We start from the raw sequence: 19,174 nt of genomic DNA on the forward strand, positions 1-19,174 counted from the left end.
CGGTCACGCATCGGTCTTTTTACCGGCGTCCCGCCCTTGTACTAACGTCTACCCAGACGGCGAGGGTGAGAATACTGCCTTTCACGATCATCTGCCAATACGTGTCGACGTCGAGCATCGACATGCCGTTGTCCAGGCTGGCCATCACCAGCGCGCCGATCAGCGCGCCATAGACGGTGCCCGAGCCGCCGCGCATCGAGGTGCCGCCGATAAAGCAGGCGGCGATTGCATCGAGTTCGCTGAAGGTGCCGGCCGAAGGGGAACCGGCGGCCAGGCGGCCCGTGTTGATCAGGCCGGCCAAGGCGCACATCAGGCCCATGATGCCGAAGATCCACAGCTTGACGGCTTTGACGTTGATGCCCGACAGGCGCGTCGCTTCCATATTGCTGCCGACGGCATAGATGCGGCGGCCGAAGACGGTCTGGCTGGTGATATAGCTGAACAGGCCCAGCAGCGCCAGCAGCAGCAGCACCGGCAGCGGGATGCCTTCATAGCCATTGAGGGTGCGCACGAACGCATACAGCACGGCGCCGATCACGGCCACGCGCAGGGTGTCGACCCAGACCGCCGTTTGCGGCAGGCCATGCTGGGTGCGGCTGACACGCCCGCGCCAGGTCAGGAAGGCCGCCAGCACGAACAGGAACACGCCCAGCACCACGCCTGGCGTGGCCGGCAGGTAGCCCTGGCCCAGGTAGACCATCGGCTCGGAGACGGGAGCGACCGTGATGCCGCCGGTGATGCCCAGCAAGATGCCGCGATAGGCCAGCATGCCGCCCAGACCGACGATAAACGAGGGGATGCCCCGGTACGCCGTCAGGTAGCCGTTCAACAGGCCGATCACCAGGCCGCAGCCGAGCACCGCCATCAGGTTCAGCGCCAGCGGCCAGTGCTGCGTGACGTCAAGCACGGCGGCGATGCCGCCCAACAGGCCCAATAGCGAGCCGATCGACAGGTCGATCTCGCCGGCGATAATTACCAGCACCATGCCGCAGGCGAGGATGCCGGTGACCGACATCTGGCGCAGCAGGTTCGACAGGTTGCGCGGCGTGACGAAGCTGCCTTCGGTCTTCCACGAAAAAAAGGCCCAGATCAGCGCTACCGCGATCAGCAGGGCCAGCATCTTGTATTGGGTGAAAAGCTGTTTCACGCTATGCGTATTCATGCGGCAGGTTCCTTGTTTGCAGTGGTGGCGCCTGGCGCCGGACGCTGGTCGAGCGCCGCCGCCAGCACGGTCTCCTGGCTCAGGCCATGGTTGATAAAGTCGCCGCGCAGGCGGCCTTCGCCCATCACCAGCACGCGGTCCGACACGCCCAGCACCTCGGCCAGCTCGGACGAGACCATGATGATGGCCACGCCCTGGTCGGCCAGCGCCAGCATCAGCTTGTAAATTTCATACTTGGCGCCGACATCGACGCCGCGCGTCGGCTCGTCGAGGATCAACACGCGGGGGCGCGTCAGCAGCATCTTGGCCAGCACGGCCTTTTGCTGGTTGCCGCCGGACAGGCTGGTGATCGGCAGCGACGGACTGGCCGTTTTCAGTTCCAGCTGGGCGATCTCGCCGCGCACGGCCGTCAGCTCGGCGTTGCCGTCGATGCGCGTGGCGCGCGCGAACTGGCCCAGCACCGACAGGGTGATGTTCTGGCCCACGTCGAGGTCGGGCACGATGCCGTGGTGCTTGCGGTCTTCGGGCACCATCGCCAGGCCATGGGCGATGGCTTTCAGCGGAGTGCTGCTGTCGATCTGCTTGCCATCGAGCCAGACTTCGGCCTGGCACGGCCCCTGGTAGGCGCCGAACAGCGCGGACACCAGTTCCGTGCGCCCTGCCCCCACCAGCCCGGCGATGCCGAGAATTTCACCGCGGCGCAAACTGAACGACACATCGTCGACGCGCTTGCGCTGCGCATTGTCGGCGTCGATGCAGGTCACGTGGCGCGCCTCGAACAGCACCTCGCCGATCGCGTCCTGCTTGCTGCGGTGCGGATAGAGCTGGTTCATTTCGCGGCCGACCATCTGCGCGATGATGCGTTCGACATTCATCTGCGCCATCGGCGTGGTGGCGATATGCTTGCCGTCGCGGATCACGACAATCGTGTCGCAGATGGCCGCCACTTCATCGAGCTTGTGCGAAATATAGATGCAGGTGACGCCCTTCGCCTTCAATGCGCGAATGATGTCGAGCAGTACGGCGATTTCGGACGCCGTCAGCGACGACGACGGCTCGTCGAGTATCAGCAGGCGCGCATTCTTGTTGAGCGCCTTGGCGATTTCGACCAGCTGCTGGTGGCCGCCGCCATAGTTCATCACCGGCAGCGCCACGTTCAGTTCGGGTATCTTCAGTTCGCGCAGCAGCTCGTCGGCGCGCTTGTACATGGCGCCGTAGTTCATGCGCCCGCCCGCCATGGTGATCTCGCGGCCCATGAAGATGTTCTCGGCCACCGACAGCTGCGGCACCAGCATCAGTTCCTGGTGGATGATGATGATGCCGGCCGCCTCGGTATCGCGGATCGAGCCGGCTTGCAAAGGCTTGCCATCCCACAGGATTTCGCCGTCCCAGGTGCCGTGCGGGTACACGCCCGACAGCACCTTCATCAGGGTCGACTTGCCGGCGCCGTTCTCGCCGCACAGGCCAATGCACTCGCCGGCCCGCACCTGCAGGTCGATGCCATCGAGCGCGCGGACACCGCCAAACTGTTTGACGATGCCTTTCATTTCAAGCAGATATTCAGACATCCTGATCTCACATTCACCAAGGAAGAGTAGGTCGGGTTAGCGCAAGGCGCGTAACCCGACACCACCACCGGCGTATTTCGGCACCGGCGATTGTCGGATTACGCGACGCCAAGGCGTCGCTAATCCGACCTACGGCCGATCCGGGCAAGCGTAGGTCGGGATAGCGCAAGGCGCGTAACCCGACACCACCACCGGCGTATTCGGAGCCGGCGCGGGTCAGGTTAGCGCGCAGCGCGTAACCCGACATTTGCAGAGGCAATTAATTACCCAGCTGCGCCTTGGTATAGAAGCCGTCATCCACGAGAATATTGACATTGGCTTTCGTCAGCGGCGTAGGTTTCAACAGCACGGTGCTGACTTTTTTCAGGCCGTTGTCATAGCTGGAGTTGTAGGCCGGCTTTTCGTTGCGCGCCAGCTGCACGGCCAGTCTCGCCGCTTCCGAAGCGATGGTTTTCAGCGGTTTGTAGACGGTCATCGACTGGGTGCCGGCGATCACGCGCTTGACGGCGGCCAGATCGGCGTCCTGGCCCGAGACCGGCACCTTGCCGGCCAGTTTTTGCGCGGCCAGCGCCTGGATGGCGCCGCCGGCCGTGCCGTCGTTCGAGGCGACGATGGCGTCGATCTTGTTGTTGTTGGCCGTCAGCGCGTTTTCAACGATGGACAGCGCTTCGGTGGCGCTCCAGTCCTTGACCCATTGCTGGCCGACGATCTTGATGTCGCCCTTGTCGATGAACGGTTTCAGGACCTTCATCTGGCCTTCGCGCAGCATCTTGGCGTTGTTGTCGGTCGGCGAGCCGCCCAGCAGGTAGTAATTGCCTTTTGGCTGCAGCTTGGTCACGCCTTCGGCCTGCATTTCGCCGACTTTTTCATTGTCGAACGAGATGTAGGCGTCGATATCGGCGTTCAGGATCAGACGGTCATACGACAGCACCTTGATGCCGGCTTTTTTGGCTTCCTTGACGGTGTTGTTCAGGACCGTCGCGTTGAACGGCACGATCACCAGCACGTCGACGCCGCGCGAGATCAGGTTTTCGATCTGCGAAATCTGGCGCTGCTCGCTGGCGTCGGCCGATTGCACGAAGACCTTGGCGCCCTGCTTTTCGGCGGCGGCGATAAAGAAATCGCGGTCGCGCGTCCAGCGTTCGACGCGCAGGTCGTCGATGGAGAAACCGATTTTCGGGTTTTTGGCGTCGGCCAGGGCGGCGCTGCTGGTCATTGCCAGCATGGCGGTCATGATGGCGGCGCTGATGATCTTGTTCATTGTGTGTCTCCTTGTTGGATTTTATTAACGACGTTTTGAACTACGGGTGCTGCTGAAAAATTTGATGACCGTGGTGGTGTCGGGTTACGCGCGCAGCGCTAACCCGACCTACCCGACCTGCCTGCTAATGGTTATGCCGTGGCAGGGTCTGGCCCACGGCGCGGTATTTCAGCGCCAGCTCCATGCAGGCGCCCGTTTCCAGCTGGCCCACGCTGGCGCGGTAGATTTCCTGCCACGGCGTGGCGGTTTCAACCACCGGCGGCGGCAGTTCCCGTGCGCGGCGCGCCAGTTCGGCCTCGTCGACCAGCATGTCGCAGCGGCCTTCCTGCAAGTTGACGCGAATCAAATCTCCCGTGCGCAGCAGGGCCAGGCCGCCGCCGACGGCGCTTTCGGGCGAGGCGTTCAGGATCGACGGGCTGTCCGACGTGCCGGACTGGCGGCCATCGCCGAGGGTCGGCAGGTTCTGGATGCCGGCTTTCAGCAAGGCGTCGGGCGGCTGCATGTTGACCACTTCGGCCGAACCGGGCCAGCCGACCGGGCCGGCGCCGCGCATGACCAGCATGCAGCTGTCGTCGATATTGAGCGCCGGGTCGTTGATGCGGGCGTGATAGTCGCTCGAACCGTCAAACACGATGGCGCGCGCCTCGAAAATACCCTCGCTGCCGGGGCGCGACAGATAACGCTCGCGGAAGGCCGGCGAAATCACGCTGGTTTTCATGATGGCGAAATCGAACAGATTGCCCTGCAGGGCCAGAAAGCCGGCTTTTTCTTTCAATGGCTCGGCAAACGGGCGGATCATCTCGCGGTCGTTGGTCTCCTGGCCAGCCAGGTTTTCCGCCATGGTCTTGCCGGTGACCGTAGGCCGGTTCGCGTGCAGCAAGCCTGCCTGCTGCAGTTCCCACATGATGGCCGGCACGCCGCCGGCGCGGTGGAAGCGCTCGCCCAGGTATTTGCCGGCCGGCTGCATGTTCAATAGCAGCGGCACGTCATAGCCGTGCGCCATCCAGTCGCTCGAATGGAGTTCGACCCCGGCATGGCGCGCCATCGCCATCAGGTGCGGCTGGGCGTTGGTCGAGCCGCCGATGGCCGCGTTGACGATGATCGCATCGAGAAATGCTGCGCGCGTGAGGATGCTCGACGGACGCACGTCATCATGCGCCAGGGCCACGATGCGGCGCCCCGTCTCATAGGCGATCTGGCCCCGTTCGCGGTACGGCGCGGGAATCGCCGAGCAGCCGGTCAACGACATGCCCAGCGCTTCGGCCAGCGCGTTCATGGTCGAGGCCGTGCCCATGGTGTTGCAGTGGCCGGCCGATGGCGCCGAGGCGGCGGCGATCTGCAGGAATTTGTCGTTGTCGATCAGGCCGGCCGACAGTTGCCGGCGGCCTTTCCAGATGGCCGCGCCCGAGCCGACCAGTTCACCGTCCATCCAGCCGTCGAGCATGGGGCCGCCCGACAGCACGATGGCGGGAATATCGACCGTGGCGGCGGCCATCAGCTGCGCCGGCGTGGTCTTGTCGCAGCCGGTGGTCAGCACCACGGCGTCGATCGGATAGCCGTGCAAAATTTCCACCAGGCCCAGGTAGGCCAGGTTGCGGTCCAGCGCCGCCGTCGGCCGGCGGCAGTTCTCGAAAATCGGGTGCAGCGGGAATTCCATCGGTATGCCGCCCGCATCGCGGATGCCGTCGCGCACGCGCTTGGCCAGGTCCAGGTGGATGCGGTTGCACGGGCTGATGTCGCTGCCGCTTTGCGCGATGCCGATGATGGGCCGGCCCGAGCGCAGTTCTTCTGCCGTGATGCCATAGTTCATGAAGCGCTCGAGATACAGCGCCGTCATGTCGATATGGTCGGGATTGTCGAACCAGTCCTGCGAGCGGAAGCGGCGCGGCGCGGTGGCCGGTGGAATATTCATCTCGCTCATGCGCCGTACCAGCCCGCGTCGACATAGTATTCACGCCCGGCGCACTTGGCCGCGTTGTCCGACGCCAGGAACAGCGCCAGCGCCGCCACGTCTTCCGGCTCCACGCGCAGCTGCAGGCACTGGCCTTGCAGGATCACGGCTTCGGCTTGCGGCGTATGCCACAGGCGCTCCTGGCGCGGCGTGCGCACGGCGCCGGGGATGATGCAGTTGACGCGGATGCCGTCGACGCCCAGGTCGCGCGCCAGGCCGCGCGTCAGGCCTTCGATGCCGGCCTTGGCCGTCATGTAGATCGACAGGTTGGCCTGCGCCAGGTGCCAGGAAATCGAGCCCAGGTTGAGGATCACGCCGCGCTTTTTGGCGCGCATGGCCGGCGCCACGGCCTGGGCGCAGAAATACTGGTGGCGCAGGTTGACCGCGATGCGCTCGTCCCAGTAGGCCGGCGTGACGTTTTCGATCTGGTGGCGGTCGTCGTTGGCGGCGTTGTTGATCAGGATATCGGCCGCGCCGAACGTCGCTTCGATCTCGGCAAAGGTGGCGGCCAGGCCGGCCAGGTCGGTCAGGTCGCAATAGCGGAACACGGGCCGCTGCGGCAGGTCGGCCAGCCTGGCTTCCAGGGCGCGCGAGGCTTCTTCGGCGATATCGAGGAAAGTGACATGGGCGCCCTGGCGCGCAAACGCTTCGACGATGGCCACGCCGATGCCGGTGCCGCCGCCGGTGATGATGACGCGCTGGCCGGCCAGACTAGGGTAAGTTGCATGCAGCATGGTGGTCTCTCGTTTTATATGAGGTAAAAGGTAAGTTGAATGGTCAGAGCAGGCCGCGCTGCGCCAGGCTGGCGTACAGCGCGCGCACGCCGAACTGCCACGGCGCGATCGCGTCGCAATGCTGGACTTCGTTGACCAGCGCGCCCAGGGCCGGGCTGGCGATGGTCACGCGGTCGCCCAGGTGGTGGGTAAAGCCGCCGCCCGGCGCGCCACGGTCTTTGACCGGCGAGAACATGGTGCCCAAAAACAGCATGAAGCCGTCCGGATACTGGTGGTACTGGCCGGCCGTCTGGCGCACCAGGTCGAGCGGATCGCGGCTGATTTCGCGCATGAAGCTGGCGCCTTCCAGCACGAAACCGTCTTCAAGGCCTTCGATCAGCAGCGACACTTCGGCGTCGCGCACGGTGTCGATGGTAAAACGGTCGTCGAACAGGCGGATGAAGGGGCCGATGGCGCAGGAGCCGTTGTTGTCCTTGGCCTTGCCCAGCAGCAGCGCGCTGCGCCCTTCGATATCGCGCAGGTTGACGTCGTTGCCCAGGGTCGCGCCCAGCACCTCGCCGCGGCTGTTGACGGCCAGCACGATTTCCGGCTCCGGGTTATTCCAGGCCGACGCCGGCAGCAGGCCCACTTGCGCGCCGCAGCCGACCGACGACATCGGCTGGGCCTTGGTGAATACTTCGGCGTCGGGGCCGATGCCCACTTCCATGTATTGCGACCAGGCGCCGCGCTGCTGCAATTGCTCCTTGAGGCGCTGCGCCGCGTCCGAACCCGGTTTCAATGCCGACAGATCGCTGCCCAGGGTGGCCTGCAGGGCGGCGCGCAAGGTGTTGGCCTTGTCGGCGTTGCCGCCGGCCTGTTCCTCGATCACGCGCTCGAGCAGGCTGACGGCAAACGTCACGCCGCAGGCCTTGACCGCCTGCAGGTCGCACGGCGCCAGCAGCACTGGCTGGCCGGCCGGGGCGGCCAGGGCCTGGGCCAGCAGGCCGGCAACCGGGCCCAGCGGCTCGCCCTGGGCCTGGCGCACGAAATCGAGCGGATTGTCGCGCTCCAGCAACTCCGACACGGTCGCCACGGACGACGTGATATCGAATACTTCACCGCCACGCACGGCCACCACGCAGGGACCGTCGCGCCAGATGCGGCCGACCAGGGTGGCGTCGGCGAGGTCTTGCGGCAGCAGGGAAACAGGGGAAATCGGCGACATGGCAGCTTTCGGCAAAAGGGAGCAAGGTTCAGGTGAGGCCGATTCTGCGCGCCGTCCCACACCACCGCAATTACGAAAATCACCAAATTGCATGATGATTATTGGTATTTCGACGCACCAAAAAACCCCTGTCCGAGGGACAGGTCGCCCCCCTTTGCCTGCCCACGAAAATCCATGCGGCACCGCATCAATAAGGGGGGTGATATCTTTTTGGATATCGCATAAGTGAAAAAATTGATTGGTGAGGTCTCACTGGACAAACTAGTATCAGCCGTGGCCTGGATTGGCCACCAGCATCACGCCGGCCGACAGACCGCGACGCTGGACCATTCAACTATTCAAAGACGGTGGAGACCTAATATGAAAACAACAATGAAAATGCTGAGCGCGAGCCTGGTGCTGGCCATGTCCGGCATGACCGTGGTACCAATGGCCAACGCCGCAGACAAGGGCGCGGTCGGCATTTCGATGCCAACCAAATCGTCGATGCGCTGGATCGCCGACGGCGACAACATGGTCAAGGTATTCAAGGAACGCGGCTACAAGACCGACTTGCAGTTCGCCGACGACGATATCCCGAACCAGCTGGCACAAGTGGAAAACATGATCACCAAGGGCGCCAAGGTGCTGGTGATCGCCGCCATCGACGGCACCACCCTGTCGAACGTGCTGCAAAAAGCCGCCGACAAGGGCATCAAGGTCATTTCCTATGACCGCCTGATCCGCGGCACGAAAAACATCGATTACTACGCCACGTTCGACAACTTCCAGGTTGGCGTGCTGCAAGCTGGCTATATCGAATCGGCGCTGAAGCTGAAAGAAGGCAAGGGCCCGTTCAATATCGAACTGTTCGGCGGTTCGGCAGATGACAACAACGCGCACTTCTTCTACAACGGCGCCATGTCGGTGCTGAAGCCTTACATCGACAGCGGCAAGCTGGTGGTGCGTTCGAAGCAGATGGGCATGGAACGCGTGGCCACCTTGCGCTGGGACGGCGCCGTGGCGCAAGCCCGCATGGACAACCTGCTGAGCGCCTACTACGGCAATGCCCGCGTCGACGCGGTGCTGTCGCCATATGACGGCCTGAGCATCGGCATCCTGTCGTCGCTGAAAGGCGTTGGCTACGGCTCGCCGAAGCAGCCATTCCCGATCGTGACGGGCCAGGATGCCGAAATCCCGTCGGTGAAATCGATCATCCGTGGCGAGCAGTCGTCGACCGTGTTCAAGGACACCCGCGAACTGGCCAAAGTGACCGCCAACATGGTCGACGCGATGATGAACGGCAAAACGCCGACCGTCAACGACACCAAGACCTACAACAATGGCGTGAAAGTCGTGCCATCGTTCCTGTTGAAACCAGTCACCGTCGACAAGGCGAACTGGAAGCAAGTGCTGGTCACCGGCAGCGGCTACTACACCGAAGCGCAAGTAAAGTAATTTCGTAGATGGGTACTGAAGGCCCGGCGACGCCGGGCCTTTCGCTTCACAGAATATCAAGCAAAGACTGCAGCACGGCCGCCACATGTGGCGCGGCCGTGCCAGAGAGGTTATATGACGAACACTATCCTGGAAATGCGCGGGATACGCAAGACGTTCCCGGGCGTGGTTGCGCTCGACAATGTCAACCTGCGCGTGCGCAGCGGCGAAATCCACGCCATCGTGGGTGAAAACGGCGCCGGCAAATCGACCCTGATGAAAGTGCTGAGTGGCGTGTACGGCTACGGCAGCTACTCGGGCGACATCGATTATCAGGGCCAGACCCGGCAATTTCGCGGCATCAAGGACAGCGAAGAAATCGGCATCATCATCATTCACCAGGAACTGGCGCTGGTGCCCCAGCTGTCGATCGCCGAGAATATTTTCCTCGGCAACGAGCGAGCCACCATGGGCGTCATCGACTGGGAACACGCGCAAAGCAAGACGCGCGAACTGCTGCAGAAAGTCGGCCTGAAAGAGTCCCCGGACACCCTGATCACGAATCTGGGCGTGGGCAAGCAGCAATTGATCGAAATTGCCAAGGCGCTGTGCAAGGACGTCAAGCTGCTGATCCTCGACGAGCCGACCGCCAGCCTGAACGAAAGCGACAGCGCCGCGCTGCTCGACCTGCTGCTGGGCCTGAAAGCCCAGGGGATTGCGTCAATCCTCATTTCGCACAAGCTGAACGAAATTTCGCGCGTCGCCGATGCGATCACGGTCCTGCGCGACGGCAATACCGTCGACAGTTTCGACTGCCGCGCCGAGCCGGTCAGCGAAGACCGCATCATTGAAAAAATGGTCGGCCGCGAGATGGCCGACCGCTATCCGCCGCGCACGCCGACCATCGGCGAGACCATTTTCGAAGTGCGCGACTGGAAGGTTTACCATCCCGAGCACGCCGACCGCGCCGTCATCAAGGGCATCAACATGCATGCCAAAAAGGGCGAAATCATCGGTATCGCCGGCCTGATGGGCTCCGGACGGACGGAACTGGCGATGAGCATTTTCGGCCGCGCCTACGGCCAGCGCATCAGCGGCACGGTGCTCAAAAACGGCCAGGAAATCGACGTCAGCACCATCGGCAAGGCGATCGCCCACGGCCTGGCGTATGTGACGGAAGACCGCAAGGGCCTGGGCCTGATCCTGGAAGAAGACATCCAGAAGAACACCAGCCTGGCCAACCTGGACGCGATTTCGACGCACATGGTGATCGACGAGCAGCGCGAGTTCAGCGTGGCCGAAGATTTCCGCCGCAAGCTCAAAACCCGCTGCTCGAGCGTGGCGCAAAAAGTGGTCAACCTGTCCGGCGGCAACCAGCAGAAAGTGGTGCTGGCGAAGTGGCTGTTTTCGCGCCCCGACGTGCTGATCCTCGATGAACCGAGCCGCGGCATCGACGTCGGCGCCAAGTACGAGATCTACAGCATCATCAGCGACCTGGCCGCCGAAGGCAAATGCATCATCATGATTTCGTCGGAAATGCCGGAATTGCTGGGCATGTGCGACCGGATCTATGTCATGAACGAAGGCCGCTTTGCGGCAGAACTAAGCGCAGCAGAAGCGTCGCAAGAGAGAATCATGCGCGCGATCGTCACACACGGAGAGAACAATGGACAATAAAATGACAGCCGGCGCGCCAGCAGCAGCCGCGCCGGAAGCGAAAAGCTACGCCGGCTTTTTGAAAAACAATATGCGCGACTACGGCATGCTGCTGTCGCTGATCGTCATCATGGGCTTTTTCCAGTACATGACGAACGGCACGCTGATGCAGCCGCTGAACCTGACCAACCTGGTCCTGCAAAACAGCTACATCGTCATCATGGCGCTGGGAATGCTGATGGTCATCGTGGCCGGCCATATCGACCTGTCGGTCGGCTCGGTGGTCGGCTTTGTCGGCGCGCTGGCGGCGGTATTGATCGTCAACTACGAGATGAACTTTGTCGCAGCCAGCATCATCTGCCTGATCGCCGGCGCCATCATCGGCGGTGCGCAAGGCTATTTCGTCGCCTTCTTCAAGATTCCGTCGTTCATCGTCACCCTGGCCGGCATGCTGGTGTTCAAGGGCCTGACCCTGGCGCTGCTCGCTGGCCAGTCGGTCGGTCCTTTCCCGGAAGGCTTCCAGATGCTGAGCTCGGGCTTCCTGCCGGACCCGTTCGGTGGTGAAAACCTGCGCGGCTTCTCGCTGCTGCTGGGCGTGATCGCCGCCGCGGCCATGATCTTCACCTCGCTGCGCAGCCGCGCCAAGCAGCTGAAACACGGCATGGAAAACGAGCCGCGCGCCTTCTTCCTGCTGAAAAACGGCGTGTTCGCCGCCGTGATGGTCTACTTCAGCTACCTGCTGTCGTCGTACCGCGGTTTCCCGAACGTGCTGGCCGTGATGTCGGTCCTGATCGTCGCCTATACCTTCATCACCAACCGCACCGTGCTGGGCCGCCGCGTCTACGCCGTCGGCGGCAATGAAAAAGCGGCGCGCCTGTCGGGCATCAAGACCGAACGCGTCAGCTTCTACACCTTCGTCAACATGGGCATGCTGGCGGCACTGGCCGGCCTGATCTTCGCGGCACGTTTGAACACCGCCACGCCGAAAGCCGGTACCGGCTTCGAACTGGACGTGATCGCGGCCTGCTTTATCGGCGGCGCCTCGGCATCGGGCGGCGTCGGCAAGGTGATGGGCGCGGTCATCGGCGCCTTCATCATGGGCGTGATGAACAACGGCATGTCCATCATGGGCATCGGCATCGACTACCAGCAAGTGATCAAGGGCCTGGTGCTGCTGGCCGCCGTGTTTATCGACGTGGTTAATAAAAACAAATGAGAAGAACAAACTAGAGAAGGTTCGAGCCTTTAGGGGGTTCAAGCCGGCGCATGCGCCGGCTTTTTTTATGGGCGAACGATCATCAGAATGGCACGGCGTCGGCCGTGACCAGGGTGATGGGATTGCCCGGATTGATCAGCTGGCGCCATACCCGATTATGGTGTTCGACAATGGCCGGCGCGGCCAGGTGCGGGCGGTCGCGCGTGGTATGCGCGTCACTGATCACCACCGTCGCCAGTTCCAGGCTGGCGGCGCGGCGCACGCTGGTGTCGATGCAAAACTCGGTCGCATAGCCGCACATATAAATGGTCTTGATGCCGGCCTGCGCCAGGTGCTGCTGCAGCCCGGTCTGGCGAAACGCATCGCAGGAGTTTTTGGCGCTGACATGGTCCTGCGGCTGCGGCGCGATCTGCTCAGGGAACCGCCAGCCGTGCGTACCGGCTGCCCAGTCCGAATCGGCCGTGTTGTGCTGCACATAGATCACCGGCACGCCGGCGGCGCGCGCCCTGGCGATCAGGCCGGCGATGCGTTCGAGCATGATGTCGGCCTGACAGGCGGGCGGCGCGCTCAGTACGGCGTTCTGGAAATCGATGACGATCAGGGCACTGCTCATGGTGTTTCCTCGGTTGGGCTTTGCAGCCAGTTTTTTAATGTTACATACGGCGCGACCCTGCCGCCAGCCGCGCCGCCCTGTCGCCCCACCACGCCGCTTCCTCGAACACGGAAAAGCCCGACAAGTCGGCATGCGCGAACAGAATCGCGCCATCATGCTCGCGCAGCGCTTTCAAGCCCGCATTGTTGCGAAAACCGGGCAAGGGTGCGGCCATGGCGTGGCCGCGCACGGTGATGTCGACGCGTTCGACGCAGCTGGCGAAGTCGCGGCCGTACGCGGTTTTCAGGTCGACGCTGGCCAGCGCCAGCAGTTCCCCGGGGCTGGCCGTATCGAGCCATTTGCGGGCCTGTTCCGGCGTGCGGTCGGACAGCGCCACATAGGCGCTGAAGACGGTTTGCTCGGGCGGGCGCACGCGGATATCCTGGTGGGTGGAGACGACATAGCCCAGGCCCGGCTCCTGGTACACCACGTTGTCCCAGCACAGCGGCGCATGCGGCAGTTCATGGGGAAAGCGTTTCAATAGAAAATTGGCCACCATCCATGGCGCATACGCGGGCGTATCGCGCTTGATGTCAAAGCCATAGCTGGCAATGTCTTTTACCACGCGCGCCGCCACATACAGCGGCATGGCGCAGATGGCCTTGCGCGCCTTGACAAGATAAGTACGCGGCTGGCCGTCGACCAGTTCCATGCACAGCGCTTCGACGCCGGTCGCCGTGGTGGCGAGCGACACCACCGTGCCGGCATGGCGCTGGACCCTGGAAGCCTGTGCCAGCGCGGTGGCGACCGGCTGCATGCCGCCTGGCCATGTCAGCCAGGCGCCGTTACCGGCGTTGGCCGCCTGGCCCCAGCGGCTGCAGTAGTAGTGCAGGCCGGCCCAGGCCGAAACCTGGTCGTAGCGCGTGCCGTAGTCGTCGCGGCAGCAGTAGTTCAGATACCAGTGCAAGGTGGGCGAGGTATAGCCGTGCCGCTCCATCCAGGTTTTGAGGGTGATGGTGTCGAGCGCCTGCCAGGCCGGGTCTTGCGAAGAGGCGATGGTGGGGAATACGAACACGCGCTTGCCGTCAATACCGCGCGCCTGGCGCAGCTGCTCGACCTGGGCAAAGAAGCGCCGGTGCTGCGCCAGTTCTTCGGCCGGCACGCCTTCGACGGGAATAAAGCCGTCCTGCCAGTGGCCGTTGAACAGCAGCCGTTCCTCCGGCGCGTGCAAAATATAACGCTCGTCGTAAGTCGGCTTTTCCGCCATCGGATCGCGCAAGATAATGCCCAGGTCATGCAGGATCTCGCGCACGTGGGTCGATTCGGGCGACGGCAAGGGCAGATAGTGGCCGCCGGTGGGATAAGCCAGGTCGCCGAAATGGCCGCCGGCCGCATTGCCATACGGTTGCGGGCCGTCGACCATCAAAAAGTCCGTGTGGCCCAGTTTTTTCAGGCGCCAGGCGGCCGTCAAACCGGCGATGCCGGAGCCGAAGATGGCCACGTCGGTGACGAGGGTGCGCGACGGTGGCGGCAGCGCCTTGCGGTCGCGCAAAAGGTTACGCAAATAGTGTCCTTCTGCGCGGCCCGGATACAGCACCTTGGGCGTGATCTCCTGCCAGCGCAGATACGCCGCGATGCTGCCGGTGCCCGCGGCCACGGCCGCCGTGCCGCCGGCCGCCCACAGCATGAAGGAACGGCGCCGCATCAGCGTATCACCCGATTCCAGTCCTGCTCGAATTCATGCACCAGCGACTGCGTGTTGAGACGGTTCGGCGCCATGGCCATCGGCTGCATGTCGGGCGGGAAGATGAACATTTCGCGCGTGGTGTCGGCATTCAGGTAGCGCATCGGCAGGCGGTAGCTGGTGGGCGGTGTGTAATCGAGCTGCGGCGAGGCAAGGATAAACCCCCACTCGCCGAACGACGGCACATAGGCGTGATACGGCCAGGTGCGCATGCCCACTTCGCGCAGGGTCGAGTTAATGGTCCAGTAAGCGTGCGGCGCAAAGAACGGCGAGGTCGATTGCACCACCATCAGGCCTTTGGCCGCCAGGTGTTTTTTCACCAGGTCGTAGAACGGCACCGAATACAGTTTGCCCAGCGCGAAGCTGGACGGGTCGGGGAAGTCGACGATGGCCGCGTCGAACATATCCTGGTTGTTGCGCAGCCAGACGGCGGCGTCGGCATTGATGACGGTAACGCGCTTGTCGGAGAACGATTTTTTATTCAGTTCGGCCAGCTCGGGGCGGGTGGTAAACGCGCCCGTCATGGCCGGGTCCAGGTCGACCACGGTGACGTGCTCGATGTTCGGATAGCGCAGGATCTCGCGCAGCGCCAGGCCGTCGCCACCACCGAGCACCAGCACGCGGCGCGCCCACGGCAAGGCCTCCATGACCGGATGCACCAGCGCTTCGTGGTAGCGGTATTCATCGCGCGAGGAGAACTGCAGGTTGCCGTTGATGTAGAGGCGCGTGTCGTCCTTCCAGCGCGTGATCACCAGGCGCTGGTAGGGCGTGGTGGTGGAATAGACGATCTGGTCGCCGAACAGGCCATGCTCGCCCCATTCCACCATGCGGTCGGACATGGCAAAGCCGGTCACCAGCAGCAGCATCACGGCGCAGGCGCGCAGGAATTGTCCGCTCATGTTTTTCAGCTCGGCGCGGAACACATAAATACTCCACAGGCCCACGCCGACATTGAGCATGCCGAACAAAAACCCGGTGCGCACCAGGCCCAGGTAGGGCGACAGCACCAGCGGGAACAGCAGCGAGACGGCCAGCGCGCCCAGGTAGTCGAAGGTCAGCACGCGGCTGACCAGTTCGGAAAATTCGGTCTGCCGCGTGTTCAGCGCGCGCATCACCAGCGGCACCTCCATGCCCACCAGTGCGCCGATCAGGAACACCATCACATACAATAAGGTGCGAAATGGCGCGGCCATCCACGAAAAGGTCATGAACAGGATCGCCGCCGACAGCCCGCCGATCAGGCCGACGGCCAGCTCGATATCGACAAAGCGCGACAGCACGTCTTCGTCTTTTACGTACTTTGAAAAGTGAGCGCCTACCCCCATGGCAAACAGGTAGCAGCCGATAATCGTGGAAAACTGCAGGATGGAGTCACCCAGCAGATAGCTGGACATGGCGCCGGCGATCAGCTCATACGCAAGGCCGCAGGAAGCGACCACGAACACCGATAAAATCAGAATCTTTTTGTTCATTGGGCTGGTTTTGTTCTAATATGCTTGGACGTTATCAAATGCTCATCTGGAAGCGTGGCCATCGCGCCGGCTGGGCGCGCCACTTGCGAGGAATGCCGTGCACGACATCCTAAACTATCTGATCCACCTTTTACTGGCCGCCGTGCTGCTGATTGCTTTTTTTATCATCTACACGCGCGTGACGCCGTATAACGAGGTGCTGCTGATACGCCAGGGTAATCAGGCGGCGGCGCTGTCGCTGGGCGGCGCCATCCTCGGTTTTTCGGCCACCATCGCCTCCTCGCTGATGCACACGGCGAATTACCAGCAGTTCTTCGCCTGGGCCTTTGGCGCGATGGTGGTGCAGCTGCTGGCCTACCTGGTCACCACGCGGCTGCTGCGCATGTCGAAGGACCAGATCGAATCGAACAACACCGCCTTTGGCGGCCTGCTGGGCGCCATCGCGCTGGCCATCGGCGCCATCAACGCCGCCTGCATTTCCTGACCCCGTATTCACCTTCGCAAGGACACCATCATGAGCCTCGGCAGCTTTATCAAGAAGCAGTTTATCGATGTACTGCAGTGGAATGAAGAGAAGGAAGGCGTGCTGGCCTGGCGCTTTCCGATGCAGGATTTCGAGATCCAGAACGGCGCCATTCTGAACGTGCGCGAGTCGCAGGTGGCCGTGTTCGTCAACGAAGGCAAGATCGCCGACGTGTTCGGCCCCGGCACGCACAAGCTGACCACGCAAACCCTGCCCCTGCTGACCAACCTGAAAAACTGGGACAAGCTGTTCGATTCGCCCTTCAAGTCGGACGTGTATTACTTCAGCACCCGCGTACAGACCGGCCGCAAATGGGGCACGCCGCAGCCGATCACGATCCGCGACAAGGACTTCGACATGATACGCGTGCGCGCCTTTGGCATGTACTCGTACCGCATCGCCGACGCCCGCACCTTTTTTACGGAAATTTCCGGCACGCGCGACGTCTACACGCGTGACGAAGTGGAAGATCAATTGCGCGGCATCCTGATGGCCAGCATGGCCAGCTCGCTCGGTGGCGCCAACGTGCCCTTCCTCGACATGGCCGCCAACCAGGCGCTGATGGCGCAAGAGGTCAAGGACGGCTTGCGCCAGGCGTTTGCCCGCTATGGCGTGGGCCTCGATGAATTCAATGTGGCCAGCATCAGCCTGCCCGAAGAACTGCAGGTGGCGCTGGACGAGCGCATTTCGGCCGGCATGAAGGGCGGCCTGGGCGCCGACAAGATGAGCGGCTTTACCAAGTTCCAGGTGGCGAACGCGATTCCGCTGGCGGCGCAGAACGAAGGTGGCCTGGCCGGCGTCGGCGCGGGCCTGGGCGCCGGACTGTCGATCGGCCAGGTAATGGCGCAGGGCATGGGCAATGCGCTGCAGCAGCCCGCGCCGGCGCCAGCCGTGCCTCCCGCGCCTGTCGAAGAACCGGTCGAAGCGCGCCTGGAAAAGCTCAAGGGCCTGCTCGACAAGGGACTGATTTCGCCGGCCGACTACGACGGCGCGAAAGTGGAACTGCTGAAAAAACTGATCGGCTAAATATCGGCGAAATACGACTGCATGCAAACTGTTTCCTGTCCCAGCTGCGGCGCGGAAGTCCACTTCCGCTCGCACGCTTCCGTGCTGGCCGTGTGCGAGTACTGCCACGGCACCATCCTGAAAGACGCCGACGCGGTGCGCGACATCGGCAAGATGTCGGCCGTGCTGGAAGACTATACGCCGATCCAGGTCGGCACGGCCGGCGTGCATGACGGCGTCAACTTCACGGTGATCGGGCGCATCCAGCAGCGCTATGCGGCCGGTACCTGGAACGAATGGTATGTGCTGTTCGACGACGCCAGCACGGCGTGGCTGGGCGACTCGTCCGGCCTGTACACGCTCACGCGCGAGCGCAAGGCCAACGGCGCCCTGCCCGCCTTTGCCGAACTGCGACCGGGCCAGCAATACAACATCAATGGCGAGCCGTACACGGCGGCCGAAGTGCGCAGCGGCGAGTGCATCGCCGGCCAGGGCGAACTGCCGTTCAAGGTCGGCAGCGGCTGGCGCATCCAGGTGGCGGACTTGCGCAACTACGCCAGCTTCGCCACGCTCGACTATACCGATGGCCCGCAGCCGGTGCTGTACCAGGGCGTGGCCGTTACATTGGAAGGCATGCAGTGCCAGCTGCTGCGCGACACCGACGCGATCGCGCGCACCGCCGGCAAATACCGCGGCAAGCTCGATGCGCTCGACTGCCCTTCCTGCGGCAGCGGCATCAAGTATGTGCCGGGCGCCGCCGCGCAGCTGGTCTGCCCGGCCTGCCATGCGCAGCTCGACGCCAGCGGCCCCGAGGCGCAGGTTCTGGCCAAGGGCAAACAGGTAGAAGACGAAGCCGACATCACGCTGGAACTGGGCGCCAGCGCCAGGATCAACAACACCGAGTTCACCGTGATCGGCATGATGCGCCGCGCCGACGACGAAGGCACCGAGTGGAACGAATACCTGCTGTACAACGCGCACGCCGGCTTTTTCTGGCTGGTGGAAACCGACGACGGCTGGTCGCGCGCCAACGTGCTGCCGAACTGGCCCACCTGGGCCTCACTGGAAGCCGAAAAATGCACGCTCGACGGCGCCACCTATACCAAGCTGTATGACTACGGCTCGCAAGTGACGTATGCGGCCGGCGCCTTCAACTGGAAGGTGGCCGTCGGCGACACCACCCACGTGTATGAATTCGAACAGGGGCAAACAAAACTGGCGGCCGAGCTGACCGCCGAAGAGATGACCTGGTCGCGCTCCACGCCGGTCGCCTACGACCAGATGAGCGCCTGGTTCGGCGCCGCCTTTCACGGCGTCACGCCGTCCTCGGACAGCAAGATGAGCCACCGCGGCGTGGCCAAGGTCTTCATCATCATCACCCTGGTGTTGAACGCGATTCCGATGTTCGTCTCGTTTTCCAGCACCCTGATGTGGAGCATGCTCGGTTGCCTGGCGCTGTTCGTGCCCGCCCTTTTTCTCGACAAGAACAAGACCCCATAATGAGCAAATACGTGATCTACGCGCTGATGGTGACCTTCTCCGTCACGGCCGCCAACTGGGTGCGCATGTTCAAGGTGGCCGGCAGTGGCGGCGGCAGCAGCTGGAGTTCGCGCACCGGCAGCGGCGGCGGCAGCTATGGCGGCGGCTCGAGCGGCGGCAGCCACAAGTGA

16 protein-coding genes are annotated in these 19,174 nt (G+C 63.1%); 7 read left to right on the top strand and 9 right to left on the bottom strand.

All coding sequences use genetic code 11. The features are described 5' to 3' along the window. Positions 1-19: 19 nt before the first annotated feature. The 6 genes from ASR47_RS11130 to ASR47_RS11155 form a co-directional block, all read right to left on the bottom strand. Entirely contained in the window at positions 20-1,162 is a 1,143-nt protein-coding gene (locus ASR47_RS11130) for a sugar ABC transporter permease (RefSeq protein WP_065307843.1), read from the bottom strand. Next, on the bottom strand, positions 1,159-2,730 hold the full coding sequence (xylG, locus tag ASR47_RS11135; RefSeq protein ID WP_065307844.1) for a D-xylose ABC transporter ATP-binding protein: 1,572 nt from the start codon (positions 2,728-2,730) through the stop codon (positions 1,159-1,161). Before xylG ends, ASR47_RS11130 begins: the two co-directional genes overlap by 4 nt. A 259-nt stretch (positions 2,731-2,989) precedes the next feature. Next, a complete protein-coding gene (gene xylF / locus ASR47_RS11140) occupies positions 2,990-3,964 on the bottom strand; it encodes a D-xylose ABC transporter substrate-binding protein (protein ID WP_150127767.1) in 975 nt (324 codons plus the stop codon). A 151-nt stretch (positions 3,965-4,115) separates the two neighbouring features. Then, positions 4,116-5,903 (bottom strand): IlvD/Edd family dehydratase, encoded by a 1,788-nt coding sequence (locus tag ASR47_RS11145; protein ID WP_065307846.1) that lies wholly within the window; start codon positions 5,901-5,903, stop codon positions 4,116-4,118. 5 nt (positions 5,904-5,908) lie between these two features. Then, entirely contained in the window at positions 5,909-6,676 is a 768-nt protein-coding gene (gene xylB, locus ASR47_RS11150; protein WP_065307847.1) for a D-xylose 1-dehydrogenase, read from the bottom strand. Between the two features lie 43 nt (positions 6,677-6,719). Further along, complete coding sequence (locus tag ASR47_RS11155) at positions 6,720-7,880, bottom strand: fumarylacetoacetate hydrolase family protein (protein ID WP_065307848.1); 1,161 nt, start codon at positions 7,878-7,880, stop codon at positions 6,720-6,722. 405 nt (positions 7,881-8,285) lie between these two features. On the opposite strand from ASR47_RS11155, the gene chvE reads away from it, so the two are divergent. The 3 genes from chvE to mmsB all read left to right on the top strand — a co-directional run bounded on the left by chvE (position 8,286) and on the right by mmsB (position 12,168). Beyond that, the gene (gene chvE / locus ASR47_RS11160) at positions 8,286-9,317 is read left to right on the top strand and encodes a multiple monosaccharide ABC transporter substrate-binding protein (RefSeq protein WP_425402730.1); all 1,032 of its coding nucleotides are present in this window, start codon (positions 8,286-8,288) and stop codon (positions 9,315-9,317) included. A gap of 114 nt (positions 9,318-9,431) precedes the next feature. Next, positions 9,432-10,973 (top strand): multiple monosaccharide ABC transporter ATP-binding protein, encoded by a 1,542-nt coding sequence (gene mmsA, locus ASR47_RS11165; protein WP_065307850.1) that lies wholly within the window; start codon positions 9,432-9,434, stop codon positions 10,971-10,973. Further along, the gene (gene mmsB, locus ASR47_RS11170; RefSeq protein WP_065307851.1) at positions 10,963-12,168 is read left to right on the top strand and encodes a multiple monosaccharide ABC transporter permease; all 1,206 of its coding nucleotides are present in this window, start codon (positions 10,963-10,965) and stop codon (positions 12,166-12,168) included. Before mmsA ends, mmsB begins: the two co-directional genes overlap by 11 nt. Before the next feature lie 82 nt (positions 12,169-12,250). Here the strand turns inward: mmsB and ASR47_RS11175 are convergent, their stop codons facing one another. From ASR47_RS11175 to ASR47_RS11185, 3 genes are read right to left on the bottom strand one after another with little or no spacing between them, the layout of a single operon-like run. Beyond that, positions 12,251-12,781 carry an isochorismatase family protein gene (locus ASR47_RS11175; RefSeq protein ID WP_065307852.1) on the bottom strand — a complete coding sequence of 177 codons (531 nt, stop codon included), beginning with the start codon at positions 12,779-12,781 and terminating at the stop codon, positions 12,251-12,253. A gap of 40 nt (positions 12,782-12,821) precedes the next feature. Further along, positions 12,822-14,465 (bottom strand): NAD(P)-binding protein, encoded by a 1,644-nt coding sequence (locus tag ASR47_RS11180; RefSeq protein ID WP_065307853.1) that lies wholly within the window; start codon positions 14,463-14,465, stop codon positions 12,822-12,824. Beyond that, the gene (locus tag ASR47_RS11185) at positions 14,465-15,976 is read right to left on the bottom strand and encodes a polyamine aminopropyltransferase (RefSeq protein ID WP_065307854.1); all 1,512 of its coding nucleotides are present in this window, start codon (positions 15,974-15,976) and stop codon (positions 14,465-14,467) included. Before ASR47_RS11185 ends, ASR47_RS11180 begins: the two co-directional genes overlap by 1 nt. 97 nt (positions 15,977-16,073) lie before the next feature. Between ASR47_RS11185 and ASR47_RS11190 the strand changes: the two genes are divergently transcribed. Genes ASR47_RS11190 through ASR47_RS27415 form a run of 4 tightly spaced genes read left to right on the top strand, consistent with a single transcriptional unit; the run spans position 16,074 to position 19,174 of the window. Next, on the top strand, positions 16,074-16,460 hold the full coding sequence (locus ASR47_RS11190; RefSeq protein WP_065307855.1) for a DUF350 domain-containing protein: 387 nt from the start codon (positions 16,074-16,076) through the stop codon (positions 16,458-16,460). A gap of 30 nt (positions 16,461-16,490) precedes the next feature. After that, complete coding sequence (locus ASR47_RS11195; RefSeq protein ID WP_065307856.1) at positions 16,491-17,525, top strand: SPFH domain-containing protein; 1,035 nt, start codon at positions 16,491-16,493, stop codon at positions 17,523-17,525. A 21-nt stretch (positions 17,526-17,546) separates the two neighbouring features. Beyond that, a complete protein-coding gene (locus ASR47_RS11200) occupies positions 17,547-19,004 on the top strand; it encodes a DUF4178 domain-containing protein (RefSeq protein ID WP_065307857.1) in 1,458 nt (485 codons plus the stop codon). Continuing rightward, complete coding sequence (locus tag ASR47_RS27415; RefSeq protein WP_171898927.1) at positions 19,004-19,174, top strand: hypothetical protein; 171 nt, start codon at positions 19,004-19,006, stop codon at positions 19,172-19,174. Before ASR47_RS11200 ends, ASR47_RS27415 begins: the two co-directional genes overlap by 1 nt.

The organism is Janthinobacterium psychrotolerans (assembly GCF_001677885.1).
Classification (GTDB): Bacteria; Pseudomonadota; Gammaproteobacteria; order Burkholderiales; family Burkholderiaceae_D; genus Janthinobacterium; species Janthinobacterium psychrotolerans.